Genomic DNA, 23848 nt, shown 5'->3' with positions numbered 1-23848 from the left:
GCCACCGGGGCGGGGATCGTCAGGCGCTGACGACCACCGGCACGATCATGGGGCGCCGGCGGTGCTTCTGGCTGACCCAACTGCCCACGGTGCGGCGCACGATCTGCTGCAGCTGGTAGGTGTCGACCGCACCGGTGGACGCCTCGTTGAGGGCGGCCTCCACCTTGGCCTTGATGCCGCTGAAGCGCTCGTCGCCGTCGCCGATGAAGCCGCGGGCGTTGAACTCCGGGCCGGAGACGACCTTGCCGGTGACGGAGTCCACGGCGACGAAGATGGAGATGAACCCCTCCTCGCCCAGGATGCGCCGGTCCTTCAGGTCCGCCTCGGTGATCTCGCCGACGCTGGAGCCGTCGACGTACACGTACCCGACCGGCACCGCGCCCGTGATGCTCGCCTGCCCGTCCACGAGGTCGACGACCACGCCGTCCTCGGCGATGACGACCCGCTCGCGCGGCACACCCGTCTTGATCGCCAGCTCGGCGTTCGCGACCATGTGCCGGTACTCGCCGTGCACCGGCATGACGTTGCGCGGCTTGAGGATGTTGTAGCAGTAGAGCAGCTCCCCGGCGCTGGCGTGCCCGGAGACGTGGATCTTCGCGCTCTGCTGGTGCACCACGTTCGCGCCGAGCCGGATCAGGCCGTTGATGACGCGGAACACGGCGTTCTCGTTGCCCGGGATGAGCGAGCTGGCCATGACGATCGTGTCGCCGGCGCTGATGGAGATGCGGTGGTCGCGGTTGGCCATGCGCGACAGCGCCGCCATCGGCTCGCCCTGCGAGCCGGTGCACATGAGCACGACGCGGTCGTCGGGCAGGTCGTCGACCTGCTTGAGGTCGATGAGCACGCCCGGCGGCACCTCGAGGTAGCCGAGGTCGGCGGCGATGCCCATGTTGCGCACCATGGAGCGGCCCACGAAGGCCACCCGGCGCCCGTGCGCGTCCGCGGCGTTGAGCACCTGCTGCACGCGGTGCACGTGGCTGGAGAACGAGGCGACGACGATGCGCCGCTCGGCGCGGCCGAACAGCTGCTCGAGCACGGGACCGATGTCGCGCTCGGGGGCGGTGAAGCCGGGCACCTCGGCGTTGGTGGAGTCCACGCAGAAGAGGTCCACGCCCTCGTCGCCGAGGCGGGCGAACGCGTTGAGGTCGGTGATGCGCCCGTCGAGCGGCAGCTGGTCCATCTTGAAGTCGCCGGTGTGCAGCACCAGGCCGGCGTCGGTGCGGATCGCGACCGCGAGCGCGTCCGGGATGGAGTGGTTCACCGCGATGAACTCGCAGGAGAACGGCCCCAGCTGCTCGGTCTGCCCCTCCTTCACCCCCAGGGTGTAGGGGCGGATGCGGTGCTCCTTGAGCTTGGCCTCGACCAGCGCCAGCGTCAGCTGCGAGCCGACGAGCGGGATGTCGGCGCGCATGCGCAGCAGGTAGGGGACGGCGCCGATGTGGTCCTCGTGGCCGTGGGTCAGGACCACGGCCACGATGTCGTCGAGGCGGTCGGCGATGGGCTCGAAGTCCGGCAGGATCAGGTCGACGCCGGGCTGGTGCTCCTCGGGGAAGAGCACGCCGCAGTCGACGATCAGCAGCTTGCCGCGGTGCTCGAACACCGTCATGTTGCGCCCGACCTCGCCCAGCCCGCCGAGGCCCACGACGCGCAGGGCGCCGTCGGGCAGCGGCGGCGGGGCGGACAGCTCGGGGTGGGGGTGGCTCATGCGGCTCCTCCTGCGACCGGTGCGGTCGCGCTCGTGGTGCGGGTGGGTGCGGAGTCGGCGGGACCGGGCAGCAGCCCGGCGGCGGTGAGGTCGGCGGCGATGGCGTCGACCTCGGCGGCGGTGGCCTGGAGCAGCGGGGCGCGCACCGAGCGGTGCGCCAGCGCGCCGGTCAGCTGCAGGGCGGCCTTGACGGCGACGACCCCCTGCGTGCGGTTCATGATCCCGCGCACCGCGGGCAGCAGCCGCGCGTGCAGGGTGCGGGCGGTGAGCAGGTCGCCGGCGTCGACGGCGCGCACCATCTCGGCGTACTCGCGGCCGGCGACGTGGGCGACGACGCTGACGAGCCCGGAGCCGCCGTGGGTCAGCAGCGCCAGGTTCAGCGCGTCCTCGCCGGAGTAGTACGCCAGGTCGGTGCGGGCCAGCACCCACGACGTGGCGGTGAGGTCGCCCTTGGCGTCCTTGACGGAGACGATCCGCTCGTGCGCGGCCAGCCGCACGAGGGTCTCCGTCTCGATCGGCACGCCCGCGCGACCGGGGATGTCGTAGAGCATCACCGGCAGGCCGGTGGCGTCCGCCACGGTCGTGAAGTGGTGCTCCAGGGCCGCCTGCGGGGGCTTGGAGTAGTAGGGGGTGACCACGAGCAGCCCGTGGGCGCCGGCCTTCTCGGCGGCGCGGGCCAGCTCCGCGGTGTGCGCGGTGTCGTTCGTGCCGACACCGGCCAGCACGTGGGCGCGGTCGCCGACGGCCTCCAGGACGGCGCGCAGCAGGCGCTCCTTCTCGGCGTCGGAGGTGGTGGGCGACTCGCCCGTGGTGCCGCTGACCACGAGGCCGTCGTGCCCCTGCTCGACCAGGCGCTCCGCCAGCGCGGCCGCGGCGTCGGTGTCGAGGGCGCCGGAGGCGGTCAGAGGCGTGACCATCGCGGACAGCACCGCCCCGAACGGACGGGGGGGCTGCGCAGCGGTGGCGGTGGGCATGCAGGGAGGTTACCGCCGAGCACCGACCCGGCCGGTGCGGGACGTGCGAGGACCCGGTCGCTGCCCGCTCGGGGGTCCGGGCAGCGACCGGGTCCGGGGGTGTCATCGCCGCGGGGCGCGGGGGCGTTACACGTCCGCGCGCTCCCCGGGTGCGCGCACCCGCACGCGCACGCCCGCGCCGTCGGCGCTCGCCCGCACGTGGGACAGCAGCTCCACGACCGCGTCGGCGTCCAGCGGCCCGGTGGGGTGGGTGGTGCGCACGGCCAGGGTGGCGCAGCCGGCGGCGCGCGCGGCGGCCAGGCCGGCGGGGGCGTCCTCCACGACGAGGCAGTCGGCGGGGTCCACGCCGAGGCGGTGCGCGCCCAGCAGGAAGCACTCCGGGTCCGGCTTGCCGCGGTCGACGTCGTCGTAGGTGACCAGCGCCGCCGGCTCGGGCAGGCCCGCGGCGCGGCGGCGGGCGTCGGCGAGCGGCCGGCCGCAGGAGGTGACGACCGCCCAGCGCCCGGCGGGCACCTCGGCGAGCAGCCGCGGCACGCCGGGCAGCTGCACGACGTCGTGGACGTCGGCGACCTCGAGCTCGGTGATGCGCGCGGCAGCCTCCTCGGCGCGCTCGGCCCCCACGAGGTCGCGCACGATCTCGGAGGCGGGGCGGCCGTGCCCGCCGGCGGCCGCGAGCGCCTCGGCCGTGACGCCGTGCTCGAGGGCCCAGGTGGTCCAGCAGCGGGCGATGGCGGAGGTGGAGTCGACGAGGGTGCCGTCCATGTCGAAGAGCACGGCGGCGAAGGGGCGGTCGGGCAGGCTCACGCCCGCACCCTACGGGCGGCGACGGCGCGCTCACCCGGCTGCGCGCCGCGGTCGCCCGCACGGGGGACCGCGCTCGCCGTTCGGGCCCGCGGCGCGGCCGCCCGTGCCAGGGTGGGCCGCCGACCGGACCGATCCTGGCCGACCGGACCGATCCTGGGGGGACGATGGTGGACGGCGGGACGACCGCGCACGGGACCGCGGCGCGCGCGCAGGCGGTGCCCGCGGGCGCCGGGGGGTTCCGGGGCACGCACGAGCTGCGCACCTCGATCGCCACGGTGTGCCTGGCGGGCACCCTGGACGAGAAGCTGCGGGCGGTGGCCGCGGCCGGGTTCGACGCCGTGGAGGTGTTCGAGCCGGACCTGCTGGCCAGCCCGGAGAGCCCGGCCGCGCTGCGGCGGCGCGTGGAGGACCTGGGGCTGGCCGTCTCGCTCTTCCAGCCGTTCCGCGACGTCGACGACGTGGACCCGGCCGCGGTGGCGCGCAACGCCCACCGGCTGCACCGCAAGTGCGAGCTGGCGCTGGAGCTGGGGACGGACCTGGTGCTGGTGTGCTCGGCGGTGCACCCCGGCGCGGTGCGCGACGACGCGCTGCTGGCGGAGCAGCTGCACGCGGCCGCCGAGGTGGCCGCCTCGCACGGGGTGCGGCTGGCCTACGAGGCCCTGGCGTGGGGGGCGCACGTGTCGGACTACCGGCACGCCGCCCGCGTCGTGGCGGCCGCGGACCACCCGGCGCTGGGCAACTGCCTGGACTCCTTCCACGTGCTCTCGCGCGGGGACGACCCCGCGGGCATCGCGGGCATCGCGCCGGGGAAGGTGTTCTTCTACCAGATCGCCGACGCCCCGAAGCTGTCGATGGACGTGCTGCCGCTGAGCCGGCACCACCGCTGCTTCCCCGGCCAGGGCGAGTTCGACCTGGAGGGCTTCCACGCCGCGGTGGTCGGCAGCGGCTACCGGGGCCCGGTGTCGCTGGAGGTGTTCAACGACCTGGCCCGGCAGGCCGACCCGGCCACCACGGCGGTGGACGGGATGCGCTCGCTGCGCCACCTGCGCGACCGCACGTTCCGGCACCGCCCGTCGCTGCCGCCGGCGTCACCGGCGCCGTCGCTGCCCCGGGCGCCGGCGGTGCGCTCGTGGGCGTTCACGGAGGTCTCCGCCTCCCCGGCCACGGCGGGAGCGGTGACGGGTCTGCTGGCGCAGCTGGGGTTCACGTGCGCGGGACGGCACCGCAGCGGGCCGCTGGAGCTGTGGTCGAGCGGGGACGTGCGGGTCGTGGTGAACAGCCGCCGCGACGACGTGCGCGCGCAGGTGAGCGCCCTCGGGCTGGCGACGCCGCACCCGCACGCCCTGCACGAGCGCGCCCGCACCCTGCTGGCGCCGGCGGTGGACCGGGCCGTGGGACCGGGCGAGGCGGAGATCCCCTCGGTGGTGGCACCGGACGGGACGTGGGTGCAGTTCTGCGCCGACGAGCCGGCCGGCGACGGCTGGCTCGCGGACTTCGCGCCGTGCCCGCCGGCGCCGGTGCCCGCCCCGCGGGAGGGCGAGCGCGCGGCCCTGACGGGCGTGGACCACGTGGCCCTGCCGCAGCGGTTCGCCGGGTTCGACGGCGCCGCGCTGTTCTTCACCTCCGTGCTGGGGCTCGACCCCTCCCCCACCTCGGTCGTGCCGGGACCCGCCGGGCTGGTGCGCACGCGAGCGCTGACGTCCGCCGGCGACGCGGTGCGCGTCGTCCTGAGCGTGGCGCCCACGTCGGCGATGCTGCGCGGTCGCCCGCCGGGCGCCGGGCACATCGCCTTCGCCACCGACGACGCGCTGGCGGCGGCCCGGGCGTTCCGGCGCGCCGGCGGGCGGCCGCTGCCCGTCCCGGGCAACTACTACGACGACCTGGAGGCGCGCTTCGGGCTGGACGAGGGGTTCCTCGCGCAGCTGCGGGAGAACTCCGTCCTGTACGACCGGGACGCCGACGGGGAGCTGCTGCACTTCTCCACCCGCTCGGTCAGCCGCGAGTTCTTCGTGGAGGTCGTGCAGCGCACCGGCGGCTACCGGGGTCTCGGGGAGGCGAACGCCCCGGTGCGGATGGCGGCGCAGGCGGCACCGCCCCCCGCCTGAGCAGCCCACCGCCCGTGCACCGCCCGCTGGACCGTCCCGCGCTCAGGGGCGGGGTCGCAGCAGGTGCTCCGCGAGCAGTTCGGCCAGCGCGCCGATCGCGTCGCGGTGCACGACCTCGTACCCGTGGGTGCTCAGGGTCGGCAGGCACAGCAGCGCCGCCCGCGCGCTCTGCCCCTCGAGCTCGGACCGGGAGGCGTCGGACTCGAAGGCGGTGAACGCGGCCGGGACGGGCGCCGGGTCCAGGCGCTGCCCGAGCTGCAGCAGGTGGTCCGCGATCGAGGTGTCGTAGACGGCTCCGGCGTCGGCGTAGACGACGATCGGGCCGGAGTCCACGACGGTGCCGTACTCCGGTTCGGCCGGCCCCACCGAAGACCGCCACCGGGCCCAGGCCGAAGTCGCCGGGGTTCACGACCACCAGTTCCCCCACCCGCAGCGTGCCGCCGCCCTCGACGCGCTCGACGCGCTCGACGCGCTCGACGATCATCGACAGCTCGTCCACGTGCGCCATCACCCGCACACCGGGAGCACCGGGTTCCCCGGTACCCCGGTACCCCGGACCAGGCCGACGAGGTTCCCGGCGGCGTCGGTCCACAGCTCGTCCACGAGCCCCTCGAGCTCGCGGGCGCAGACGTCGCGCACGGCGTCCTCCGGGCCGACGGGGCCGTGGGTGGTGAGCAGTTCGCGCAGCAGGGCGAGCGCGCGGTCGGGGGTTCTCCCGGAGTGCTGGGCGGTCACGTCTCCCCTAGGGTCGCGGGTGTCGGGCCGCGGACCGCTCCACCGCCTCAGCGCGGCGCACACACCCCGGGACCTCCCGGGCGGCAGGGCCGGACGGTCCGCACCGCGAGCGAGCACGGCGGGCCGGCGCGGCGGACCAGCACGAGATCGAGCACCGGACCGAGCACGGGGGAACGCATGCGCATCGGGTACAAGCTGGCGACGGAGGCCTTCGGGCCCAAGGAGATCATCCGGCAGGCCGTCGAGGCCGAGCGGGCCGGTTACGACTTCGTCGAGATGAGCGACCACTACCACCCGTGGCTCGACGTGCAGGGGCACTCGGGGTTCACGTGGAGCCTGCTGGCCGCCATCGCCGCGAAGACCGAGCGGATCGAGCTGGCCACCGGCGTGACGTGCCCGTCGGTGCGCTACCACCCGGCGATCATCGCGCAGGCCGCAGCCACGATGCAGATCATCTCCGACGGGCGGTTCACCCTCGGCGTGGGCGCCGGCGAGCGGCTCAACGAGCACGTCGTCGGGCGCGGTTTCCCCGGCGTGGCCGAGCGCCACGAGCGGTTCCGCGAGTCCCTGGAGATCATCCGGCTGCTGTGGCGGGGCGGGTACCGGACCTACGAGGGCAAGCACCTGCGGCTGGAGGACGCGCGCGTCTTCGACCTGCCCGAGGAGCTGCCCGTCATCGCGGTCGCCTCCAGCGGGAAGGCCTCGGCGAGCATCGCCGCGGAACTGGGCGACGGGCTGTTCGCCACCGAGCCGAAGAGCGAGATCGTCAGCACCTGGAAGCAGCACGGCGGCAGCGGACCGGCGTACGCGGAGGTCCCGATGGCCTGGGCGCCGGACGAGGGGGCGGCGATCGACGCCGTGCTGGAGAAGAGCCGGTGGGCCGTCACCGGCTGGAAGGTGATGTCCGAGCTGCCCAACCCGGTGAACTTCGACGCCGCCACGCAGACGGTCACCGCGGAGCACGTCACGGCCCAGTTCGCCGTCGGCCCGGACCCGGCGGGCTACCTGAGCAACGCCCAGCAGTACGTCGACGCGGGTTTCGACCACCTCGTCACCCAGAACGCCGGCCCCGACCCCGACGGTTTCCTGGAGTTCTTCGCGAACGAGCTGGCCGAGCCGCTGCGCGGGCTGACCCCCTCGTCCTGACGAGCGGGCGCGACCGGCGGACCACGCCCGGCACGCACGCAACGGCCCGCCACCCCACCGGGGGTGGCGGGCCGCTGTGCACCGGGGACGGGCCCGGGAGCGGACCCGGCGGACGGTCAGCCCCGCGTCCGGCGGCCGCGGCGCAGCCGCCCGGCCACGACGGCGAGGTCCACGGCCGCGATCACCGCCAGCGCGAGCAGCACGATCCCCGGCCCCCGCGAACCGCCGGGCGGCTCCTCGGCGGTGAGCCAGAGCGCGGCGAAGACGCCGCAGACGACGAAGCCGAACGCCGCCAGCAGCAGGCGCAGGGCCAGCGGGGACCGCGCCGTGCGCGCCTCGTCCCCCGTGCGGCCGCGCGGCTGCCCCGGCGGGACCGACGGGTCGGCCGGTCGGCGGGTCCGGTGTCGACGCTCGTCAGGACTCATGCGGGGCCCGTACCCCGCGCGCCACGCGTCATGCGTCGCGTGCCGCGCTCCGGCGGGGTGCGCCGGCGGGAGCGCGCCGGGGACGGCAGCCCGGCCCCGGCGCGCGGGGCGGCGGACCTCCCCCGAGCGCCCACCGCCCGGACGCGAGAGGCTGGCGATCACACCGACGACCACACCGACGACCACACCGGCGACCACACCGGTGAGCGCACCGACGAGAGGAGGACCGGTGGCCCTCATCGAGGACTACGGGCTGATCGGCGACCTGCAGACCGCGGCCCTGGTGGGCCGGGACGGATCCATCGACTGGCTGTGCCTGCCCCGCTTCGACTCCCCCGCCTGCTTCGCGGCGCTGCTCGGCGACGAGGACGCCGGGCGCTGGCGCATCGCCCCCACCGGGGCCGGGGACTGCACCCGGCGCCGCTACCGCGGCGACGCGCTGGTGCTCGAGAGCGAGTGGGACACCCCCGACGGCACCGTGCGGGTGGTCGACCTCATGCCCCCGCGCGGGCAGGCCCCCGACGTGGTGCGCATCGTGGAGGGGGTCCGCGGGCGGGTGCCGGTCTCGATGGACCTGCGGCTGCGCTTCGACCACGGAAGCGTCGTGCCCTGGGTGCGGAGCACCGGGGGCGGGGTGCGCGCGGTCGCCGGCCCCGACGCCGCCCACCTGCACACCCCCGTGCCCCTGCACGGGGAGGGGTTCTCCACCCGCGCCGAGTTCACGGTCGGGCCCGGCGACCGGGTGCCGTTCGTGCTGACGCACACGCCGTCGTGGACCGGGGAGCCCGAACCCGTGGACGCGCAGGAGGCCCTGGCCGGCACCGAGTCGTACTGGGACGAGTGGCTGAGCAGCTTCCACTACGACCCGCGCGACCTTCGCGGGGAACCGGCCACCGCCGAGCGCTGGACGGCCGCGGTGCGCCGGTCCCTCGTCCTGCTGAAGGCGCTGACGTACGCCCCCACCGGTGGCATCGTCGCCGCGGCCACCACCTCGCTGCCCGAGCAGATCGGGGGCACCCGCAACTGGGACTACCGGTTCACCTGGCTGCGCGACGCGACGTTCACCCTGCAGTCCCTGCTGGGCACCGGTTTCGTCGAGGAGGCGAAGGCGTGGCGGGAGTGGCTCCTGCGGGCCGTGGCCGGCGACCCGGCGAAGCTGCAGATCATGTACGGCATCGACGGCACCCGGCGGCTGCCGGAGCACGAACTGCCCTGGCTGAGCGGGTACGAGGGCTCCGGGCCGGTGCGCGTGGGCAACGCCGCCGCCGACCAGCTCCAGCTCGACGTGTGGGGCGAGGTGCTCGACGGGCTGCACGTGGCCCGCAGCGCCGGCCTGGAACCGGACGAGACGGCCTGGGGCCTGCAGAAGGCGCTGCTGGAGCACCTGGAGGGCAACTGGCGCGCACCCGACAACGGGTTGTGGGAGGTCCGCGGGCCGCGGCGGCACTTCGTGCACTCCAAGGTGCTGGCCTGGGCGGGCGTCGACCGCGGCGTCCAGGCGATCGAGCGGTTCGGCCTGGACGGCCCCGTGGACACCTGGCGACGGGTGCGCGACGAGATCCACGCCGAGGTGTGCGAGCAGGGTTTCGACGCCGCGCGGGGAACCTTCACCCAGTCCTACGGCTCGCGGGGCCTGGACGCGGCCACCCTGCTCATCCCCGAGGTCGGTTTCCTGCCGTGGGACGACGCCCGCGTGGTCGGCACCGTCGACGCGGTCCAGCGCGAGCTGGAGCGGGACGGGTTCCTGCTGCGCTACGACACCGGCGCGGACGGGGGCGACGGGCTGGCCGGCGAGGAGGGCACCTTCCTGATCTGCACCTTCTGGCTCGCCGACGCCCTGCACGGCACGGGCCGGCGCGAGGAGGCCAGGAAGCTGTTCGAGCGGCTGCTGGACCTGCGCAACGACCTGGGCCTGCTCAGCGAGGAGTACGACCCGGTCGCGCGCCGGCACCTGGGCAACACCCCGCAGGCCTTCAGCCTCGTCGGCCTGGTCAACACCGCCCGCCACCTCGGCGGCAGCCACCCGGCCGACCTGGGACCACGCACCGGCGACGGACTGCCGGGCGACGGCAGCGCCGAGCGCGGGCCCGCCGGGGACGGTTGACACCCCGGCGCGGGTCCGGTGGCGGAGATCCCTGAACCGGCCCAGGATTGAGGACCTGCAAAGGTCACCTCGGCCCCGGGGGTCCCGCGCCGGGCGCGGGACCCCCACCACGATGGGAGTTCCCGTGAGCAGCACCGCGCCGTCCGCCCGCCCCGCGTCCCGGACGCCCGGACGCCGGCGCCGCCGCACCGCCCTGGCGGGGTTCCTGCTCGTCCCCCTCGCGCTGGCCGGGTGCACGGCCACCGCCGAGGAGGACACCGCGGCCAGCGGTGCGGCCACCGCGGACGCCACGCGGACCGCGGAGTCGGGCGGGCTGAGCGCCGGCGGTGCGGTGGAGACCCTGCAGGAGTCCTACCAGCAGGTCATCAGCGAGGTCCTGCCGTCCGTGGTGGAGATCCGCACGCCCAACGGTCTGGGCAGCGGTGTCGTCCTCGACGAGCAGGGCAACATCGTCACCAACGCGCACGTCATCGGCGCCTCGACCGAGTTCGAGGTGCAGTTCGCCAACACCGCGACGTCGTACCCGGCGACGCTGGTGGGCACCTACCCGCAGAACGACCTGGCGGTGATCCGGGTGGAGGGCGCACCGGACCTGCAGCCGGCGACGCTGGCCGACTCCGACGCCGTGGAGGTCGGCACGCTCGTGCTCGCCATGGGCAACCCGCTGGGCCTGTCCAGCAGCGTCAGCGACGGCATCGTCTCCGCCACCGGCCGCACCGTGTCCGAACCGCCCAGCGAGGCGGCCCCGGCCGGCGCGACGCTGCCGGGAACCATCCAGACCTCCGCCGCGATCAACCCCGGCAACAGCGGCGGGGCGCTGGTGAACATGGAGGGCGAGGTCATCGGCATCCCGACCCTGGCGGCCACCAGCCCGGCCGGCGGGGGTGGGGCCGCCCCGGGCATCGGCTTCGCGATCCCCTCCAACACGGTGAAGAACGTGGCGCCGCAGCTCGTCGAGGACGGCGAGGTCACCGACACGAACCGGGCCGCCCTGGGCGTGAGCGTCACCACCCTCGCCGACTCCTCCGGCCAGCCGGCCGGGGTGGGTGTCGTCGGGGTGGAACCGGGCGGGGCCGCGGATTCCGCGGGGCTGCGCGACGGGGACGTCATCACCTCCGTCGACGGCCAGCAGGTCCGCAGCACCGCCGAGCTGTCCGCGGTGCTGGCGGACCTGGAGGTCGGGCAGACGGTGGACGTCACCGTGCAGCGCGGCGGCGAGGAGCAGACGTTCCCGGTCCAGCTCGGCGAGCTGAGCGTGACGGGCTGACGGCTCGCGGCCGGCGGGCGTCGCAGGCGCGTCCCCGCCGGGTCGGGCACCGGCACGGTGTCGTACCGGTGCCCGGCCTCGCTCAGCCGGGCGTTCCCGCGGCGCCCGAGCGGGCGGCGCGCACGTCCTCGCGGACGCCGGCGAGGGTCTCCTCCGGCAGCAGCGAACCGATGCGCTTCAGCTCGGCCGCGCCGGCGGCCGCCAGGGCCGCGGCCCCGCCGCCGTACAGCAGGGTCGCCAGGAGCGCGGCGCTCGGCGCGGGCAGCACCTTGCCGAAGGTCCGCACGACGAACGCCGCGGACGTCCCGGCGGCCATCGCCCCCAGGACGGCGGCACCACCGAGCAGCGCAGCCCCCCTGGACGCCTCCTTCGCCTTGGCGATCATCTCCTGCTGACCGCGCTGGAACTCCGCACGGACGAGTTCCGCGGTGTCGGAGGTCAGGTCGTCGACGAGCTGACCGGCGGTGCGAGCGGGTTGGTCGGTCACGGTTCCGTCTCCTCAGGTTCCTGGGACGGGCCCCGGGCGGCACGGTCCCCCGGGCCGCACGCTACGCGCCGGAGCCCTCGGCCGCCGCTGGGCGGGCCGGGTGCGGAACGCGGGCGAGCGGGACCGGGCCGGGCGACCGACCGGCCGGCGGTTCACCTCGTCCGGGACAGCGGCGCAGGGCCGGCCACCTCACCGTTCGGCGTCCACGTCCACGTCCACGTCCACGTCCACGACCCCGGGCACCGGGGTGGTGCCGGCGAAGTCGTCCTTCATCTCGTCCACGCCCCGCTGCGGCCGGGCCAGCGGCAGCAGGGACCGCCGGTCGGCCCGCTTGGCGTCCGAGTCGATCCCCATCGCCTGCTCGAACCCGGTGCGCAGGCCCTCGTCGGCCTCGCCGTCGCGGTTGAACGACCACATCAGCGTCGCGTCCCCCATCGGCAGGTCCATCCCGGGGTCACCGTGCGTGCCGGTGTGCCAGGTGTGCCACGTCTTGCCGTAGGAGTTCACCAGCTGCTTCATCAGCGACGTCTCGACCTTCTGCGGCAGGCCCGGCGCGGACAACTGCCCGGAGAACACCTCGTAGTTGTGCGGGTGCCAGTAGTCCTTCTCCTGCTCCGGCAGCGTGTCGAACAGCGCCCCGGAGACGATGTACTCGATGCCGATGAGGTTGGCGTCGGCGGTGTTGCCGTCGAAGATCACGCACTGCAGGAGGTCGTCGTTGACGACCTTGCAGAAGTGGTGGGCCTCCATCTGCATGCCCGCGTCGCCCTTGGCGCAGTGCAGCCCCGCCACGTAGACGTCGAAGGCCTTCAGCGGGGGCGCGGACTGCAGCAGCTTCGCGCCCTGCTCGAGGACGGTCAACCACGCCCCCTCGCGTTCGCCCGCGGGCGTGACGGGGCCGGGACGGCGCTTGACGGCGGGGTTCAGGCTCACGGTCGCTCCTCCTCGGGCACTGCCGCCTCGACGCGGCGGGTCGGATGCCCCTCCCCTACCCCCCTCACCACCCGGTCACTCACCGGTGGACCGGTCCGGGGACCCCCCGGTGCGCGGGGCGGGCCGTCCACCGGCGCGCCGGGGACGTCGGTGAGCGCCGAACCGCTGCCCCGCTGCGAGGACGGGATGACGCTGAGCGTGCCGTCCCCCTCCAGAACGACCGCCGCGACGCGCTCCAGCCCCCCGCAACCGCTCGCCCGCACCGCCTGCCGCACGTCGGTGAGGGTGACCCGCTGCTGCCGCATCGCCGCCTCGTCGACCACGCCGTCCGACAGCAGCAGCGTCGGCCGGGCCGTCACCACGGTGCGCCCGGCGGGCAGGCGCGCCGTGGTCCAGGCGACCGCGAACTGCAGCGCGGCGAGCAGGGCCAGGGCCACGGCGCCCTCCGACCAGGACACGTCGGAGCTGAGCAGGATGGTCGCCAGGGTGGAACCCAGCGCCACCGTCACCACCAGGTCGAAGGCGTTGAGCTTCGCCAGGGTGCGCTTGCCGGACAGGCGCAGGACGAGGACGACGGTGGCGTAGGCGCACGCACCCACGGCCACCACGCGTCCCAGGTCGGACCACGAGTCGAACCACATGCCGCTCCCCTACCCCGCGCGGCGGCGCCCACTCCTCCGCGCGGCGCCCGGGTGCGAGAGCGCTCGAGCGCGTGCGCTCAGGGGGTGCCGGGGCTCAGGGGGTGCCGAAGTGGCCCGGCCACGGCCCGGCGACGTAGCCGGGGCCCCAGAACGGCGCGTAGCCGTAGTAGCCGTACAGGGAGCCGTAGAAGTCCGACTGGTCCGCCAGGTCCGGGTCGTAGCGGGGGGCGCCGGCGAGGCGCTCGCGGTCGAGGTCGACGCGCACCTCCTCGTCGCCGACACCGGTGACGGCCTCCACGGGCACGAAGGACACCTCCGCGCCGATGCCGAGGATCCCGCCGTGCTCCAGGCGCAGCAGGCGCACGTGCTTCTCGTCGCGGTCCACCAGCAGGTCGTCCACCGTGCCCAGCTCGGCACCGGCGCTGTCGACGACGCGACGTCCCCGCACGTCCTCGGCGGGGTCGGCCACGGTGCTGCCGCTGTCGCTGAGCCGGACGAGCACGTCCGCGGGGTGGCTGCCGGAGCGGCTGCCGGGGTGCTGGCTCACGCCGTCCTCCTCTCCGGGCGGGCGGGCCCGCCCTGGGCTGCTGTCCACCGGGTGGGTACCCGATCGCCCCGGACCCCAACCCCGCCGCGACACCACCGCGCCCCCGCCGCGGGGCCCGCGGCGCACCGGACTGCACCGGCCGCCCGGTCCCCCTAGGGTCGGAGCGCGGGAGGAGCGACCCCCCGCGGAGAGGAGAGGCGACGTGCTGGGACTGCCGGACGGCATCGAGGCCCTGTTGTTCGACCTGGACGGGGTCCTCACGGACACCGCCGCGGTGCACAACGCGGCCTGGACGGCGGCGTTCGACGGCTACCTGCGCGAGCGCGCCTCCCGCACCGGGGAGGAGTTCGTGCCCTTCGACCCCGACGCCGACTACCGCGCCCACGTCGACGGCAAGCCGCGGGCCGCGGGGGTGCGCGACTTCCTCGCCAGCCGCGGCATCACGCTGCCGGAGGGCTCGCCCGACGACGCCCCGGGCACGGAGACGGTCAGCGGCCTCGGCAACGCCAAGAACACCGACCTGCTGCAGCGCCTGGCCACCGACGGGGTCGAGGTGTACGAGGGTTCGCGGCGCTACCTGCAGGCCGCCCGCGACGCCGGGCTGCGCCGGGTCGTGGTCTCCTCCAGCGCGAACACGCGCCAGGTGCTGGAGGCGACCGGCCTGGCGGAGTTCGTGGAGGACCGCGTGGACGGCGTGACCCTGCGCGAGCTGGGCCTGGCCGGCAAGCCCGCGCCCGACACCTTCCTGGAGGGCGCGCGCCGGGTGGGTGTGCCGCCGGAGCGGGCGGCGGTGTTCGAGGACGCGCTGTCCGGCGTCGAGGCCGGCCGGGCCGGTGGGTTCGGCGTGGTGGTGGGCGTGGACCGGGTGGGGCACGCCGACGCCCTGCGGGAGCACGGTGCCGACGTCGTCGTGAGCGATCTCGCCGAGCTCCTGGGCGAGGCCGCGCGGTGATCGGCCCCGACACCTTCCCCGTCGAACCGTGGCACGTGCGCGAGACCGGTCTGGACCTGGACCTGCTCGGGCAGACCGAGTCCGTGTTCGCCCTGTCCAACGGGCACGTCGGGATGCGCGGCAACCTGGACGAGGGCGAACCGCACGGCACCCCGGGCACCTACCTGAACTCCTTCTACGAGGACCGCCCGCTGCCCTACGCCGAGGCCGGGTACGGCTACCCCGAGGTGGGGCAGACCGTCGTCAACGTCACCAACGGCAAGCTCGTGCGGCTGTTCGTCAACGACGAGCCGTTCGACGTGCGCTACGGCGAACTGCTCTCCCACGAGCGCGTCCTGGACCTGCGCGCCGGCACGCTGACCCGCACCGCCGACTGGGTCTCCCCCGCGGGGCGCAGGGTGCGGGTGCGCTCCACCCGCCTGGTCTCGTTCGCGCAGCGGGCGGTGGCCGCGATCGAGTACGTCGTGGAGGCCGTGGACCGGCCGGTGCGCCTGACGCTGCAGTCGGAGCTGGTCGCCAACGAGGCGGTGCCGGCGAAGAAGCGGGACCCGCGCGTCGCCGCGGTGCTGAACTCGCCGCTGGTGGCGGTGGAGCGGGACAACGGCCCCCGCTCGGCCACGCTCGTGCACCGCACCCGCGCCAGCGGCCTGCAGATGGCCGCCGGCATGCACAACACCCTGGAGGCCACCGGCCGGGTGGAGTGCCAGACCGCCACCGCCGACGACTGGGCCCGCACCACGTTCGTCGTGGCGGCCGAACCGGGACAGCCGGTGCGCCTGGTCAAGCACCTCGCGTACGGCTGGTCCTCGCAACGCTCGCACCCCGCGCTGCGCGACCAGGTCGCCGGCGCCCTCAGCGGCGCCCGCTACACCGGCTGGGAGGGGCTGCTGCGTGAGCAGCGCCAGTACCTCGACGAGTTCTGGGACGCCGCCGACGTGCAGGTCGAGGGCGATGCCGAGGTCCAGCAGGCCGTGCGGTTCGCGCTGTTCCACGTGCTGCAGGCCGGTGCTCGCAGCGAGGGCCGCGGCATCCCCGGCAAGGGCCTGACCGGTCCGGGGTACGACGGGCACATCTTCTGGGACACCGAGGCGTACGTCCTGCCCGTGCTCACCTACACCGCGCCCGACGCGGCGCGCGACGCGCTCCGCTGGCGCTGGAGCACGATGGACAAGGCCTGCGCGCGAGCGCAGGAGCTCGGCCTGCGCGGCGCGGCGTTCCCGTGGCGCACCATCCGCGGCGAGGAGTGCTCCGGCTACTGGCCGGCGGGCACCGCCGCGTTCCACGTCAACGCCGACATCGCCGCCGCGGTGGAGCGCTACCGCGTCGTCACCGGCGACGACTGCCTGGAGGCCGACGGGGGGCTGGAGGTGCTCGTGCAGACGGCGCGGCTGTGGATGTCCCTGGGGCACCACGACGCCGACGGCGCCTGGCACATCGCGGGGGTCACCGGGCCGGACGAGTACACCGCGGTGGTCGACGACAACCTGTTCACCAACCTGGCCGCCGCGCACAACCTCTCCGCCGCGGCCGCCGCCGTGCGCCGGCGGCAGGACCGGGCCCGCGACCTCGGTGTGGACCTGGAGGAGGCGGCGAGGTGGGTGGACGCGGCCGAGGCGGTCCACGTGCCCTACGACGAGCGGTTGCGCGTGCACCAGCAGCACGAGGGGTTCACGCGCCTGCCCGAGTGGGACTTCGAGCACCGCCGCGACTACCCGCTGTTGCTGCACGTCCCCTACTTCGACCTGTACCGGCACCAGGTGTGCAAGCAGGCCGACCTGGGCATGGCGCTGTTCTGGTTCGGCGACCGGTTCGGCGAGGAGGACTTCGCCCGCGACGTCGACTACTACGAGCGCCGCACCGTGCGCGACTCCTCCCTGTCCGCCTGCGTGCAGGCGGTGCTGGCGGCACGGACCGGGCACCTGGAGCTCGCGCACGACTACACGTACGAGGCCGCCAGCGTCGACCTGCGGGACCTGCACCACAACACCGCCGACGGGCTGCACATCGCGTCGCTGGCCGGCACCTGGATGGCCCTCGTGCAGGGGTTCGGGGGCCTGCGGGACACCGGGGGGGAGCTCACCCTGGACCCCGCTCTGCCCCACGGCATCTCGCAGCTGCGGTTCTCGGTGCGCTGGCACGGCCGCACCCTGCGGGTGACCGTGCGCGACCACGAGGCGACGTACGAGGTGCACGACGGGCCGGACGCGTCGGTGCGGCTGCGGCACGCCGGCCAGGAGGTCGTGGTCTCCACCGGCTCGCCCGTGACGCTGCCGGTGCGCGAGCGCAAGCCGCTGCTGCCGCGCCCGCCGCAGCCGCCGGGGCGCGAACCGGCGCAGCGGGTGCGCGCCGTCACGCACTGAGGGAGCGCCGGGAACCCCGCGCNCGCGGGGTTCCCGGCGCAGGGAGGGTGCCGGCGCGCGGGGTCAGGGGCGCTGCTCGCGCAGCCGCAGCGCGTGGCGGGCGGCGGCGCGCCCGCGGCGGCGGTCGCCGGCCGCGTCGTAGGCGATCGCGAGGCGGTACCAGGCGCCGGGGTCGTCCGGGGACGCCTCGACCTCGGCGCGGTACCGCTCGAACATCTCCCGGCCGGCGGCGCGGTCGACGCGGCCGGTGGCGGTGCGGTCCAGGTCGTCGGGGGGCAGCTCACCGCGCTCGGCGAGCTCGCGCCCGAGCCGCTCGGTGGCCCGCCCGAAGAGCAGTTCGCGGGCGACGGCCCACGCCCCCACCAGGGGCAGCAGGAGCACGGCCACGCCGAGGAGCACCCCCGCCCACTCGCCGGTGCCGATGAGCTGCACCCCGAGGCGCCCGAGCAGCACGAAGTAGAACAGCAGCGCCGCGCACGCCACCGCGACGACGATCTTGGTGCGCAACGTCGCGCCTCCTCAGTCGAGGTCGAGGTAGTGCTCGAGACCCACGGTGACGCCGGGGCGGGAGGCGACCTGCCGCACCCCCAGCAGCAGACCGGGCATGTAGGCGGCGCGGTCGTAGGTGTCGTCGCGCAGCGTCAGGGTCTCCCCCGGCCCGCCGAGGACGACCTCCTGGTGGGCGGTCATGCCGCGCATCCGCACGGCGTGCACGTGCACGCCGTCGACGACGGCGCCGCGCGCCCCGGGCAGGGACTGCTCGGTCGCGTCCGGGGAGGGACCCAGGCCCGCCTCGGCGCGGGCGGCCGCGACGAGCTGCGCGGTGCGGACCGCCGACCCCGAGGGGGCGTCCACCTTGCCGGGGTGGTGCAGCTCGACGACCTCGACGGACTCGAAGTACCGCGCCGCCCGCTCGGCGAACTTCATGACGAGCACGGCGCCGAGCCCGAAGTTCGTGGCGATGAGCACGTTGCGACCCGCCTCGCGCTGCCACGCCTCGACCTGCGCGACGCGCTCGCCGGTGAAGCCGGTGGTGCCGGTGACGACGTGCAGGCCGTGGGCCAGGGCCCAGCGCACGTTGTCCATCACCGAGCCGGGCACGGTGAGGTCCACGAGGACGTCGGCCCCCCGGGCCGCGGCCAGGTCGTCGCCGCGGCCCAGGGCCGCCACCAGCTGGAGGTCCTGCGCCGCCNCGGCGGCGCAGGCCCGGGAACCCATGCGGCCGCGGGCACCGGTGACGGCGACCCGCAGCGGGCCGCCCTCCGCCGGGGTGCTCACCGCACCACCGGCGCGAACGGCGCGTCGTCGGGGAAGGGACCGACGACGGTCACGGAGCGCGGCCGTTCGAGCAGGTCCGCGGCCAACGCCTGCACGTCCTCGGCCGTCACCGCGCGCAGACGCGCCAGGACGCCGTCGACGTCGAGGAACTGCCCGTGCACCAGTTCCGACTTGCCCAACCGGTTCATCCGCGACCCGGAGTCCTCCAGGCCCAGCACCATGCCACCGGCGAGCTGGCCGATGCCGCGGTGCAGCTCCTCCGCCTCCATCGGGGCCTCCGCGAGCTTCGCCAGCTCGCCGAGCATCAGCTCGGCGACCTGACCGGCCCTCGCCGGCGAGCAGCCCGCGTACAGGCCCACGTAGCCGGAGTCGGCGTAGTTCGCGTTGAAGGAGTACACGGAGTACGCCAGGCCGCGCTTCTCGCGCACCTCCTGGAACAGCCGGCTGCTCATGCCGCCGCCCAGCACCGCGTTGAGCACGCTGAGCGTGAAGCGGCGCTCGTCGGTGGCGGTGATGCCGGTGGTCCCCAGCAGCACGTGGGCCTGCTCGGTGGCGCGCTCGACGACCAGGGCACGCCCGCGCTCCAGACCGCCGGTGACCTGCCCTGCCGCCCGGCGCGGGGCCGGTGCGGCGTCGTGCAGGTCGCCGGCGGCGCGGGACAGCTCGCGCTGCACCGCCTCCACGACCTCGTCGTGGTCCAGGCCGCCGGCGGCGGTGAACACCAGCGTCGAGGGACGGTAGTGCTGGCGGTAGTGCGCCCAGACGTCGTCGCGGCTCACGGCCCGGATGGCCTCCGGGGTGCCGCCGATGGGGCGGGCCAGCGGGTGCTCGCCGAGGACGAGCTCCGCGAACCTCTCGTGCGCGACGTCGCCGGGGTCGTCGTCGTTCATCGCCAGCTCCTCGAGGATGACCTCCCGCTCGGAGCTGAAGTCGTCCTCGTCGAGCACGGCGGAGGTGACCATGTCGGTCACCACGTCGATCGCCATCGGGAGGTCGGTGTCGAGCACCCGCGCGTAGTAGGTCGTGTGCTCCTTGCCGGTGGCGGCGTTCGCCTCGCCGCCGACGGCGTCGAACGCGGTGGCGATGTCCATCGCGTCGCGGCGCTCGGTGCCCTTGAAGAGCAGGTGCTCCAGGAAGTGCGTGGAGCCGTGGTGGCCGCTGGTCTCGTCGCGCGAGCCGACGCCGACCCAGCAGCCGATGCTGGCCGAGCGCTGCCCGGGCATCGCCTCGGTCAGCACCCGCGTCCCGCACGGCAGGACCGTGCGCCGCACGAGGGCGCCGTCCACGTCGGACAGGGTGGTGGTGAGGGGGGCCGGCCCCGCCGCCTCCGTGGGGAGGTCGACGGGGCCGGTCACGCCGTGGTGGGCCGGCACGTCAGGCGTCGGCCGACGCGGCCTCGTCGGTGGAGGCGCCCGCGTCCGTGGACGCGTTCTCCTCCTCCGCCACGACCGGCACCAGGGACAGCTTGCCGCGCGGGTCGATCTCGGCGATCTCCACCTGGACCTTCTGCCCCACGGAGACGACGTCCTCGACGGTGTCGACGCGCTTGCCGCCGGACAGCTTGCGCAGCTGCGAGATGTGCAGCAGGCCGTCCTTGCCGGGCAGCAGGGAGACGAACGCCCCGAAGGTCGTGGTCTTCACGACGGTGCCGAGGTAGCGCTCGCCCACCTCGGGCATCGTCGGGTTGGCGATCGCGTTGACCGCCGCGCGCGCCGCCTCGGCCGAGGGGCCGTCGACCGCGCCGATGAACACGGTGCCGTCGTCCTCGATGGAGATGTCGGCGCCGGTGTCCTCCTGGATCTGGTTGATCATCTTGCCCTTGGGCCCGATGACCTCGCCGATCTTGTCGACCGGCACCTTCACCGTGATGATGCGCGGCGCGGTGGGCGACATCTCGTCGGGGGCGTCGATGGCCTCCGCCATGACGTCCAGGATGTGCAGGCGCGCGTCGCGGGCCTGGGTCAGCGCCCCGGCCAGCACGGAGGCGGGGATGCCGTCCAGCTTGGTGTCCAGCTGGATGGCGGTGACGAACTCCCTGGTGCCGGCGACCTTGAAGTCCATGTCGCCGAAGGCGTCCTCCGCCCCGAGGATGTCGGTCAGCGCCGCGTAGCGGGTCTCGCCGTCGACGGTGTCGGAGACCAGGCCCATCGCGATGCCGGCGACGGGCGCGCGCAGCGGCACACCCGCATTCAGCAGCGACAGGGTCGAGGCGCACACCGAGCCCATCGAGGTGGACCCGTTGGAGCTCAGCGCCTCGGAGACCTGGCGGATCGCGTAGGGGAACTCCTCGCGGGCCGGCAGCACCGGCACCAGCGCGCGCTCGGCCAGGGCGCCGTGACCGATCTCGCGGCGCTTGGGCGAACCCACCCGGCCGGTCTCGCCGGTGGAGTAGGGCGGGAAGTTGTAGTTGTGCATGTAGCGCTTGCGCGTCACCGGCGAGAGGGTGTCGAGCTGCTGCTCCATGCGCAGCATGTTCAGCGTGGTCACGCCGAGGATCTGCGTCTCGCCGCGCTCGAACAGCGCCGAGCCGTGCACGCGGGGCAGGACCTCGACCTCCGCGGACAGCGTGCGGATGTCGGCCAGGCCGCGCCCGTCGATGCGCACGGAGTCGGTGAGGATGCGCTGGCGGATCAGCTTCTTCTGCAGCGCGCGGTAGGCCGCGGAGACCTCCTTCTCACGGCCGGCGAACTGCTCCGCGAGGGACTCGCGCAGCTGCGCCTTGATCTCGTCGACGCGGTTCTCGCGCTCCTGCTTGCCCGCGATCGCCAGGGCCTGAGCGAGGTCGCCGGAGGCGGCCTGCTCCACGGCCGCGAGCACGTCGTCCTGGTAGTCCAGGAACAGCGGGAACTCGGCGGTGGGCTTGGCGGCCTTCGCGGCGACCTCGGCCTGCGCCTTGACCAGCGCGGCGATGTGGGGCTTGGCGGCCTCGAGCCCGGCGGCCACGACCTCCTCGGTGGGGGCCTGGGCGCCCTGCTCCTTGACGAGGTTCCAGGAACCCTCGGTGGCCTCGGCCTCGACCATCATGATCGAGACGTCCTCGGAGCCGTCGGCACCCGTGACGACGCGGCCGGCGACGACCATGTCGAAGACGGCCCGCTCGACCTCGGAGTAGCGCGGGAACGCGACCCACTGGCCGTCGATCAGCGCGATGCGCACGCCGCCGACGGGGCCGGAGAACGGCAGGCCCGCCAGCTGGGTGGACAGCGACGCGGCGTTGATGGCCACGACGTCGTACGCGTCGTCGGGGTGCAGCGCCATGACGCTGACGACGACCTGGACCTCGTTGCGCAGGCCCTTGACGAAGCTGGGGCGCAGCGGGCGGTCGATGAGGCGGCAGGTCAGGATCGCCTCGGTCGAGGGGCGGCCCTCGCGGCGGAAGAACGAGCCGGGGATCTTCCCGGCGGCGTAGCTGCGCTCCTCGACGTCCACCGTCAGCGGGAAGAAGTCGAACTGGTCCTTGGGCGTCTTGCCGGCGGTGGTCGCGCTCAGCAGGAAGGACTCGCCGTCCAGGTAGACGGCGGCGGAGCCGGCGGCCTGGCGGGCCAGGCGGCCGGTCTCGAAGCGGACGGTGCGGGTGCCGAACGAACCGTTGTCGATGACGGCTTCGGCGGCGGTGATCTCGGGACCCTCCACGGGGTTCCTCCTTCGTCGATCGGGTGCGGTGCGTGCCGCACCGGCGCGTGCCCGGCGGGGACGGGTCCCCACCGGTCCGGCCTTCGATCGAGGCCCACGGGCGCGAGGCGCCCGGAGGCCACTACCGAGGACCGGCACGACGCTGCGCGGTACGGCGGCCGGGGTGCCGCGGCGCGGCACTCCCGAGTCTGCCCGGAGTCGGGCGCTGGTGCGCGGCAGCGGTGCGCGGGCCTGCCCGTGCACCGCCACGCGCAGCAGGGGCGGTCCCGGGAGGGACCGCCCCTGCGCCGCCTCAGCGGCGGATGCCGACGCGCTCGATGATCGAGCGGTAGCGGTTGATGTCCTTCTTCGCCATGTACTGCAGCAGGCGACGGCGCTGGCCGACCAGCAGCAGCAGCCCGCGGCGGCTGTGGTGGTCGTGCTGGTGCGTCTTCAGGTGCTCGGTCAGGTCCCGGATGCGCTGGGTCAGCATCGCGACCTGCACCTCGGGCGAGCCGGTGTCGCCCTCGCTGGTCGCGTACTCGGCGATGATCTTCTTCTTGACGTCGGCGTCGAGGGGCACGGCATCTCCTGTGTCTCGTTGCGCGGTGCTCCGGGGCTGATCCACCCGGGCTCTCTGTGTCCGCGGCCGGTCGAACGGCTCGCCCAGGCTACCAGCCGAGGCTCCGTCCCCCGCGCGCGGACCGCAGCGCGACCGGGCGTCACAGGAGGCCGAGCAGCTCCCGGCAGCGCTGCACGTCGCGGTCCACCTGCTCCACGAGGGCGGCGGCGCCCTCGAAGCGCAGCGTCGGGCGCAGGCGGTGCACGAAGTCCACCGCGACCCGCTCGCCGTACAGGTCCAGGCCGGGGCTGTCGACGCAGTGCGCCTCCACGCGGCGCTCCACCCCGTCGAAGGTCGGGTTCGACCCCACGGACACGGCTGCCGGCAGCCGCTGCCCCGACGGGCGGTGCAGCCACCCGGCGTACACGCCGTCCGCGGGCACCAGCCCCTCGGCGTCCTCGCCGGAGAGGTTGGCGGTCGGGTAGCCCAGCTCGCGACCGCGGTGGTCGCCGTGCACGACGGTCGCGCTCACCCGGTGCGGGTGCCCCAGCACGGCGGCCGCGCGCTCGACGTCCCCGGCGGCGAGCGCCTCGCGCACCGCGGTCGAGGACCAGCGCGGCGGGCGGCCCACGCCGTCGCCGAGGTCGTCCACGGCGGTGACCGCGAAGCCGTGGCGGTCGCCCAGCTCGCGCAGCGTGCCCAGGTCGCCGCTGTTGCGCCGCCCGAAGCGCACGTCGTGGCCGACGACGACCTCCACGGCCCCCAGGGCCCGCGCGAAGACGTCCTCCACGAAGCGCTCCGGGGACCACGCGGCGAGCTCACGGGTGAACGGCAGCACGAGCACCGCGTCCAGGCCGCACGCGGCGATGAGCTCCAGGCGGTGCTCCAGGCCGGTGAGCAGGCCGGGGGCGCGCTCGGGCACGAGGACCTGCAGCGGGTGCGGGTCGAACGTCACCGCCACCGCGGCCGCGCCGCGCTCGCGGGCCGCGCGCACCACGCGCTCCAGCACCGCGACGTGCCCGCGGTGCACCCCGTCGAAGTTGCCGACGGTGAGGACCGAGGGGCCGAAACCGGGGTCCACGTCTGCCAGGTCGTCCCACCGCTGCACCCGCACACTCTGCCAGCCGCACCCCGGCGCCACGGCGGGCGGCCCCCCGCGCGGCGGGCGGGGTGGCCGCCCGCGCGGGCCCGCACCGGCCTGGCTAACGTCT

General features: G+C 75.0%; 20 protein-coding genes and 1 pseudogene. 6 read left to right on the top strand and 15 right to left on the bottom strand.

What is annotated here, in order from left to right:
* Positions 1-19: 19 nt before the first annotated feature.
* The 3 genes from MN205_RS17650 to MN205_RS17640 all read right to left on the bottom strand — a co-directional run bounded on the left by MN205_RS17650 (position 20) and on the right by MN205_RS17640 (position 3483).
* Complete coding sequence (locus MN205_RS17650; protein WP_242129639.1) at positions 20-1705, bottom strand: ribonuclease J; 1686 nt, start codon at positions 1703-1705, stop codon at positions 20-22.
* Complete coding sequence (gene dapA / locus MN205_RS17645) at positions 1702-2679, bottom strand: 4-hydroxy-tetrahydrodipicolinate synthase (RefSeq protein WP_242129638.1); 978 nt, start codon at positions 2677-2679, stop codon at positions 1702-1704. The genes MN205_RS17650 and dapA overlap by 4 nt, the downstream gene beginning before the upstream one ends.
* 126 nt (positions 2680-2805) lie before the next feature.
* Complete coding sequence (locus MN205_RS17640; RefSeq protein WP_242129637.1) at positions 2806-3483, bottom strand: HAD-IA family hydrolase; 678 nt, start codon at positions 3481-3483, stop codon at positions 2806-2808.
* 167 nt (positions 3484-3650) lie between these two features.
* Between MN205_RS17640 and MN205_RS17635 the strand changes: the two genes are divergently transcribed.
* Entirely contained in the window at positions 3651-5588 is a 1938-nt protein-coding gene (locus MN205_RS17635; RefSeq protein ID WP_242129636.1) for a sugar phosphate isomerase/epimerase and 4-hydroxyphenylpyruvate domain-containing protein, read from the top strand.
* 42 nt (positions 5589-5630) lie between these two features.
* Here the strand turns inward: MN205_RS17635 and MN205_RS22370 are convergent.
* A pseudogene (locus MN205_RS22370) lies at positions 5631-6323 on the bottom strand (hypothetical protein).
* 177 nt (positions 6324-6500) lie between these two features.
* On the opposite strand from MN205_RS22370, the gene MN205_RS17620 reads away from it, so the two are divergent.
* The gene (locus MN205_RS17620) at positions 6501-7469 is read left to right on the top strand and encodes a TIGR03557 family F420-dependent LLM class oxidoreductase (RefSeq protein ID WP_242129633.1); all 969 of its coding nucleotides are present in this window, start codon (positions 6501-6503) and stop codon (positions 7467-7469) included.
* A gap of 116 nt (positions 7470-7585) precedes the next feature.
* Here MN205_RS17620 and MN205_RS17615 read toward each other — a convergent pair whose 3' ends face one another.
* The gene (locus MN205_RS17615) at positions 7586-7894 is read right to left on the bottom strand and encodes a DUF6343 family protein (protein ID WP_242129632.1); all 309 of its coding nucleotides are present in this window, start codon (positions 7892-7894) and stop codon (positions 7586-7588) included.
* Positions 7895-8123: 229 nt separating this feature from the next.
* On the opposite strand from MN205_RS17615, the gene MN205_RS17610 reads away from it, so the two are divergent.
* Both MN205_RS17610 and MN205_RS17605 read left to right on the top strand, forming a co-directional pair.
* Positions 8124-9998 carry a glycoside hydrolase family 15 protein gene (locus MN205_RS17610; RefSeq protein WP_242129630.1) on the top strand — a complete coding sequence of 625 codons (1875 nt, stop codon included), beginning with the start codon at positions 8124-8126 and terminating at the stop codon, positions 9996-9998.
* Positions 9999-10122: 124 nt separating this feature from the next.
* On the top strand, positions 10123-11265 hold the full coding sequence (locus MN205_RS17605; RefSeq protein WP_242129628.1) for a S1C family serine protease: 1143 nt from the start codon (positions 10123-10125) through the stop codon (positions 11263-11265).
* Between the two features lie 82 nt (positions 11266-11347).
* Here MN205_RS17605 and MN205_RS17600 read toward each other — a convergent pair whose 3' ends face one another.
* From MN205_RS17600 to MN205_RS17585, 4 genes are all read right to left on the bottom strand, one after another.
* Complete coding sequence (locus tag MN205_RS17600) at positions 11348-11752, bottom strand: phage holin family protein (protein ID WP_242129626.1); 405 nt, start codon at positions 11750-11752, stop codon at positions 11348-11350.
* A 189-nt stretch (positions 11753-11941) separates the two neighbouring features.
* Positions 11942-12679: an OBAP family protein gene (locus tag MN205_RS17595; RefSeq protein WP_255820608.1), complete on the bottom strand. Its 738-nt coding sequence runs from the start codon at positions 12677-12679 to the stop codon at positions 11942-11944.
* 2 nt (positions 12680-12681) lie between these two features.
* Positions 12682-13326, bottom strand: coding sequence for a DUF421 domain-containing protein (locus tag MN205_RS17590; protein ID WP_242129622.1), 645 nt, complete (start codon positions 13324-13326; stop codon positions 12682-12684).
* Between the two features lie 94 nt (positions 13327-13420).
* Complete coding sequence (locus tag MN205_RS17585) at positions 13421-13873, bottom strand: PRC-barrel domain-containing protein (protein WP_242129620.1); 453 nt, start codon at positions 13871-13873, stop codon at positions 13421-13423.
* 202 nt (positions 13874-14075) lie between these two features.
* Between MN205_RS17585 and MN205_RS17580 the strand changes: the two genes are divergently transcribed.
* Positions 14076-14825 (top strand): beta-phosphoglucomutase family hydrolase, encoded by a 750-nt coding sequence (locus MN205_RS17580; RefSeq protein ID WP_242129619.1) that lies wholly within the window; start codon positions 14076-14078, stop codon positions 14823-14825.
* Positions 14822-17185, top strand: a complete 2364-nt coding sequence (locus MN205_RS17575; protein WP_242129618.1) for a glycoside hydrolase family 65 protein — start codon at positions 14822-14824, stop codon at positions 17183-17185. Before MN205_RS17580 ends, MN205_RS17575 begins: the two co-directional genes overlap by 4 nt.
* Before the next feature lie 63 nt (positions 17186-17248).
* Here MN205_RS17575 and MN205_RS17570 read toward each other — a convergent pair whose 3' ends face one another.
* From MN205_RS17570 to MN205_RS17545, 6 genes are all read right to left on the bottom strand, one after another.
* Positions 17249-17692 carry a hypothetical protein gene (locus MN205_RS17570; RefSeq protein ID WP_242129617.1) on the bottom strand — a complete coding sequence of 148 codons (444 nt, stop codon included), beginning with the start codon at positions 17690-17692 and terminating at the stop codon, positions 17249-17251.
* A 12-nt stretch (positions 17693-17704) separates the two neighbouring features.
* Entirely contained in the window at positions 17705-18436 is a 732-nt protein-coding gene (gene dapB, locus MN205_RS17565; protein WP_255820602.1) for a 4-hydroxy-tetrahydrodipicolinate reductase, read from the bottom strand.
* A gap of 23 nt (positions 18437-18459) precedes the next feature.
* Positions 18460-19818, bottom strand: coding sequence for a pitrilysin family protein (locus MN205_RS17560; protein ID WP_242129615.1), 1359 nt, complete (start codon positions 19816-19818; stop codon positions 18460-18462).
* Between the two features lie 19 nt (positions 19819-19837).
* Complete coding sequence (locus MN205_RS17555) at positions 19838-22096, bottom strand: polyribonucleotide nucleotidyltransferase (RefSeq protein WP_242129614.1); 2259 nt, start codon at positions 22094-22096, stop codon at positions 19838-19840.
* 292 nt (positions 22097-22388) lie between these two features.
* Positions 22389-22658: a 30S ribosomal protein S15 gene (rpsO, locus tag MN205_RS17550; protein ID WP_242129612.1), complete on the bottom strand. Its 270-nt coding sequence runs from the start codon at positions 22656-22658 to the stop codon at positions 22389-22391.
* A 139-nt stretch (positions 22659-22797) separates the two neighbouring features.
* On the bottom strand, positions 22798-23745 hold the full coding sequence (locus MN205_RS17545; protein WP_242129611.1) for a bifunctional riboflavin kinase/FAD synthetase: 948 nt from the start codon (positions 23743-23745) through the stop codon (positions 22798-22800).
* Between the last annotated feature and the right edge of the window lie 103 nt (positions 23746-23848).

It is taken from the genome of Kineococcus sp. TRM81007 (assembly GCF_022669155.1).
Taxonomy (GTDB): domain Bacteria; phylum Actinomycetota; class Actinomycetes; order Actinomycetales; family Kineococcaceae; genus Kineococcus.
Note: the sequence above shows the minus strand (reverse complement) of the source record. Positions and strands in the feature narration are given on the sequence as shown.

Bases quoted from the DNA above. Each gene is read 5' to 3' on its own strand.
- MN205_RS17650 (WP_242129639.1), bottom strand. From the start codon at position 1,705: ATGAGCCACCCCCACCCCGAGCTGTCCGCCCCGCCGCCGCTGCCCGAC.
- MN205_RS17620 (WP_242129633.1), top strand. From the start codon at position 6,501: ATGCGCATCGGGTACAAGCTGGCGACGGAGGCCTTCGGGCCCAAGGAG.
- MN205_RS17615 (WP_242129632.1), bottom strand. From the start codon at position 7,894: ATGAGTCCTGACGAGCGTCGACACCGGACCCGCCGACCGGCCGACCCG.
- MN205_RS17590 (WP_242129622.1), bottom strand. From the start codon at position 13,326: ATGTGGTTCGACTCGTGGTCCGACCTGGGACGCGTGGTGGCCGTGGGT.
- dapA (WP_242129638.1), bottom strand. From the start codon at position 2,679: ATGCCCACCGCCACCGCTGCGCAGCCCCCCCGTCCGTTCGGGGCGGTG.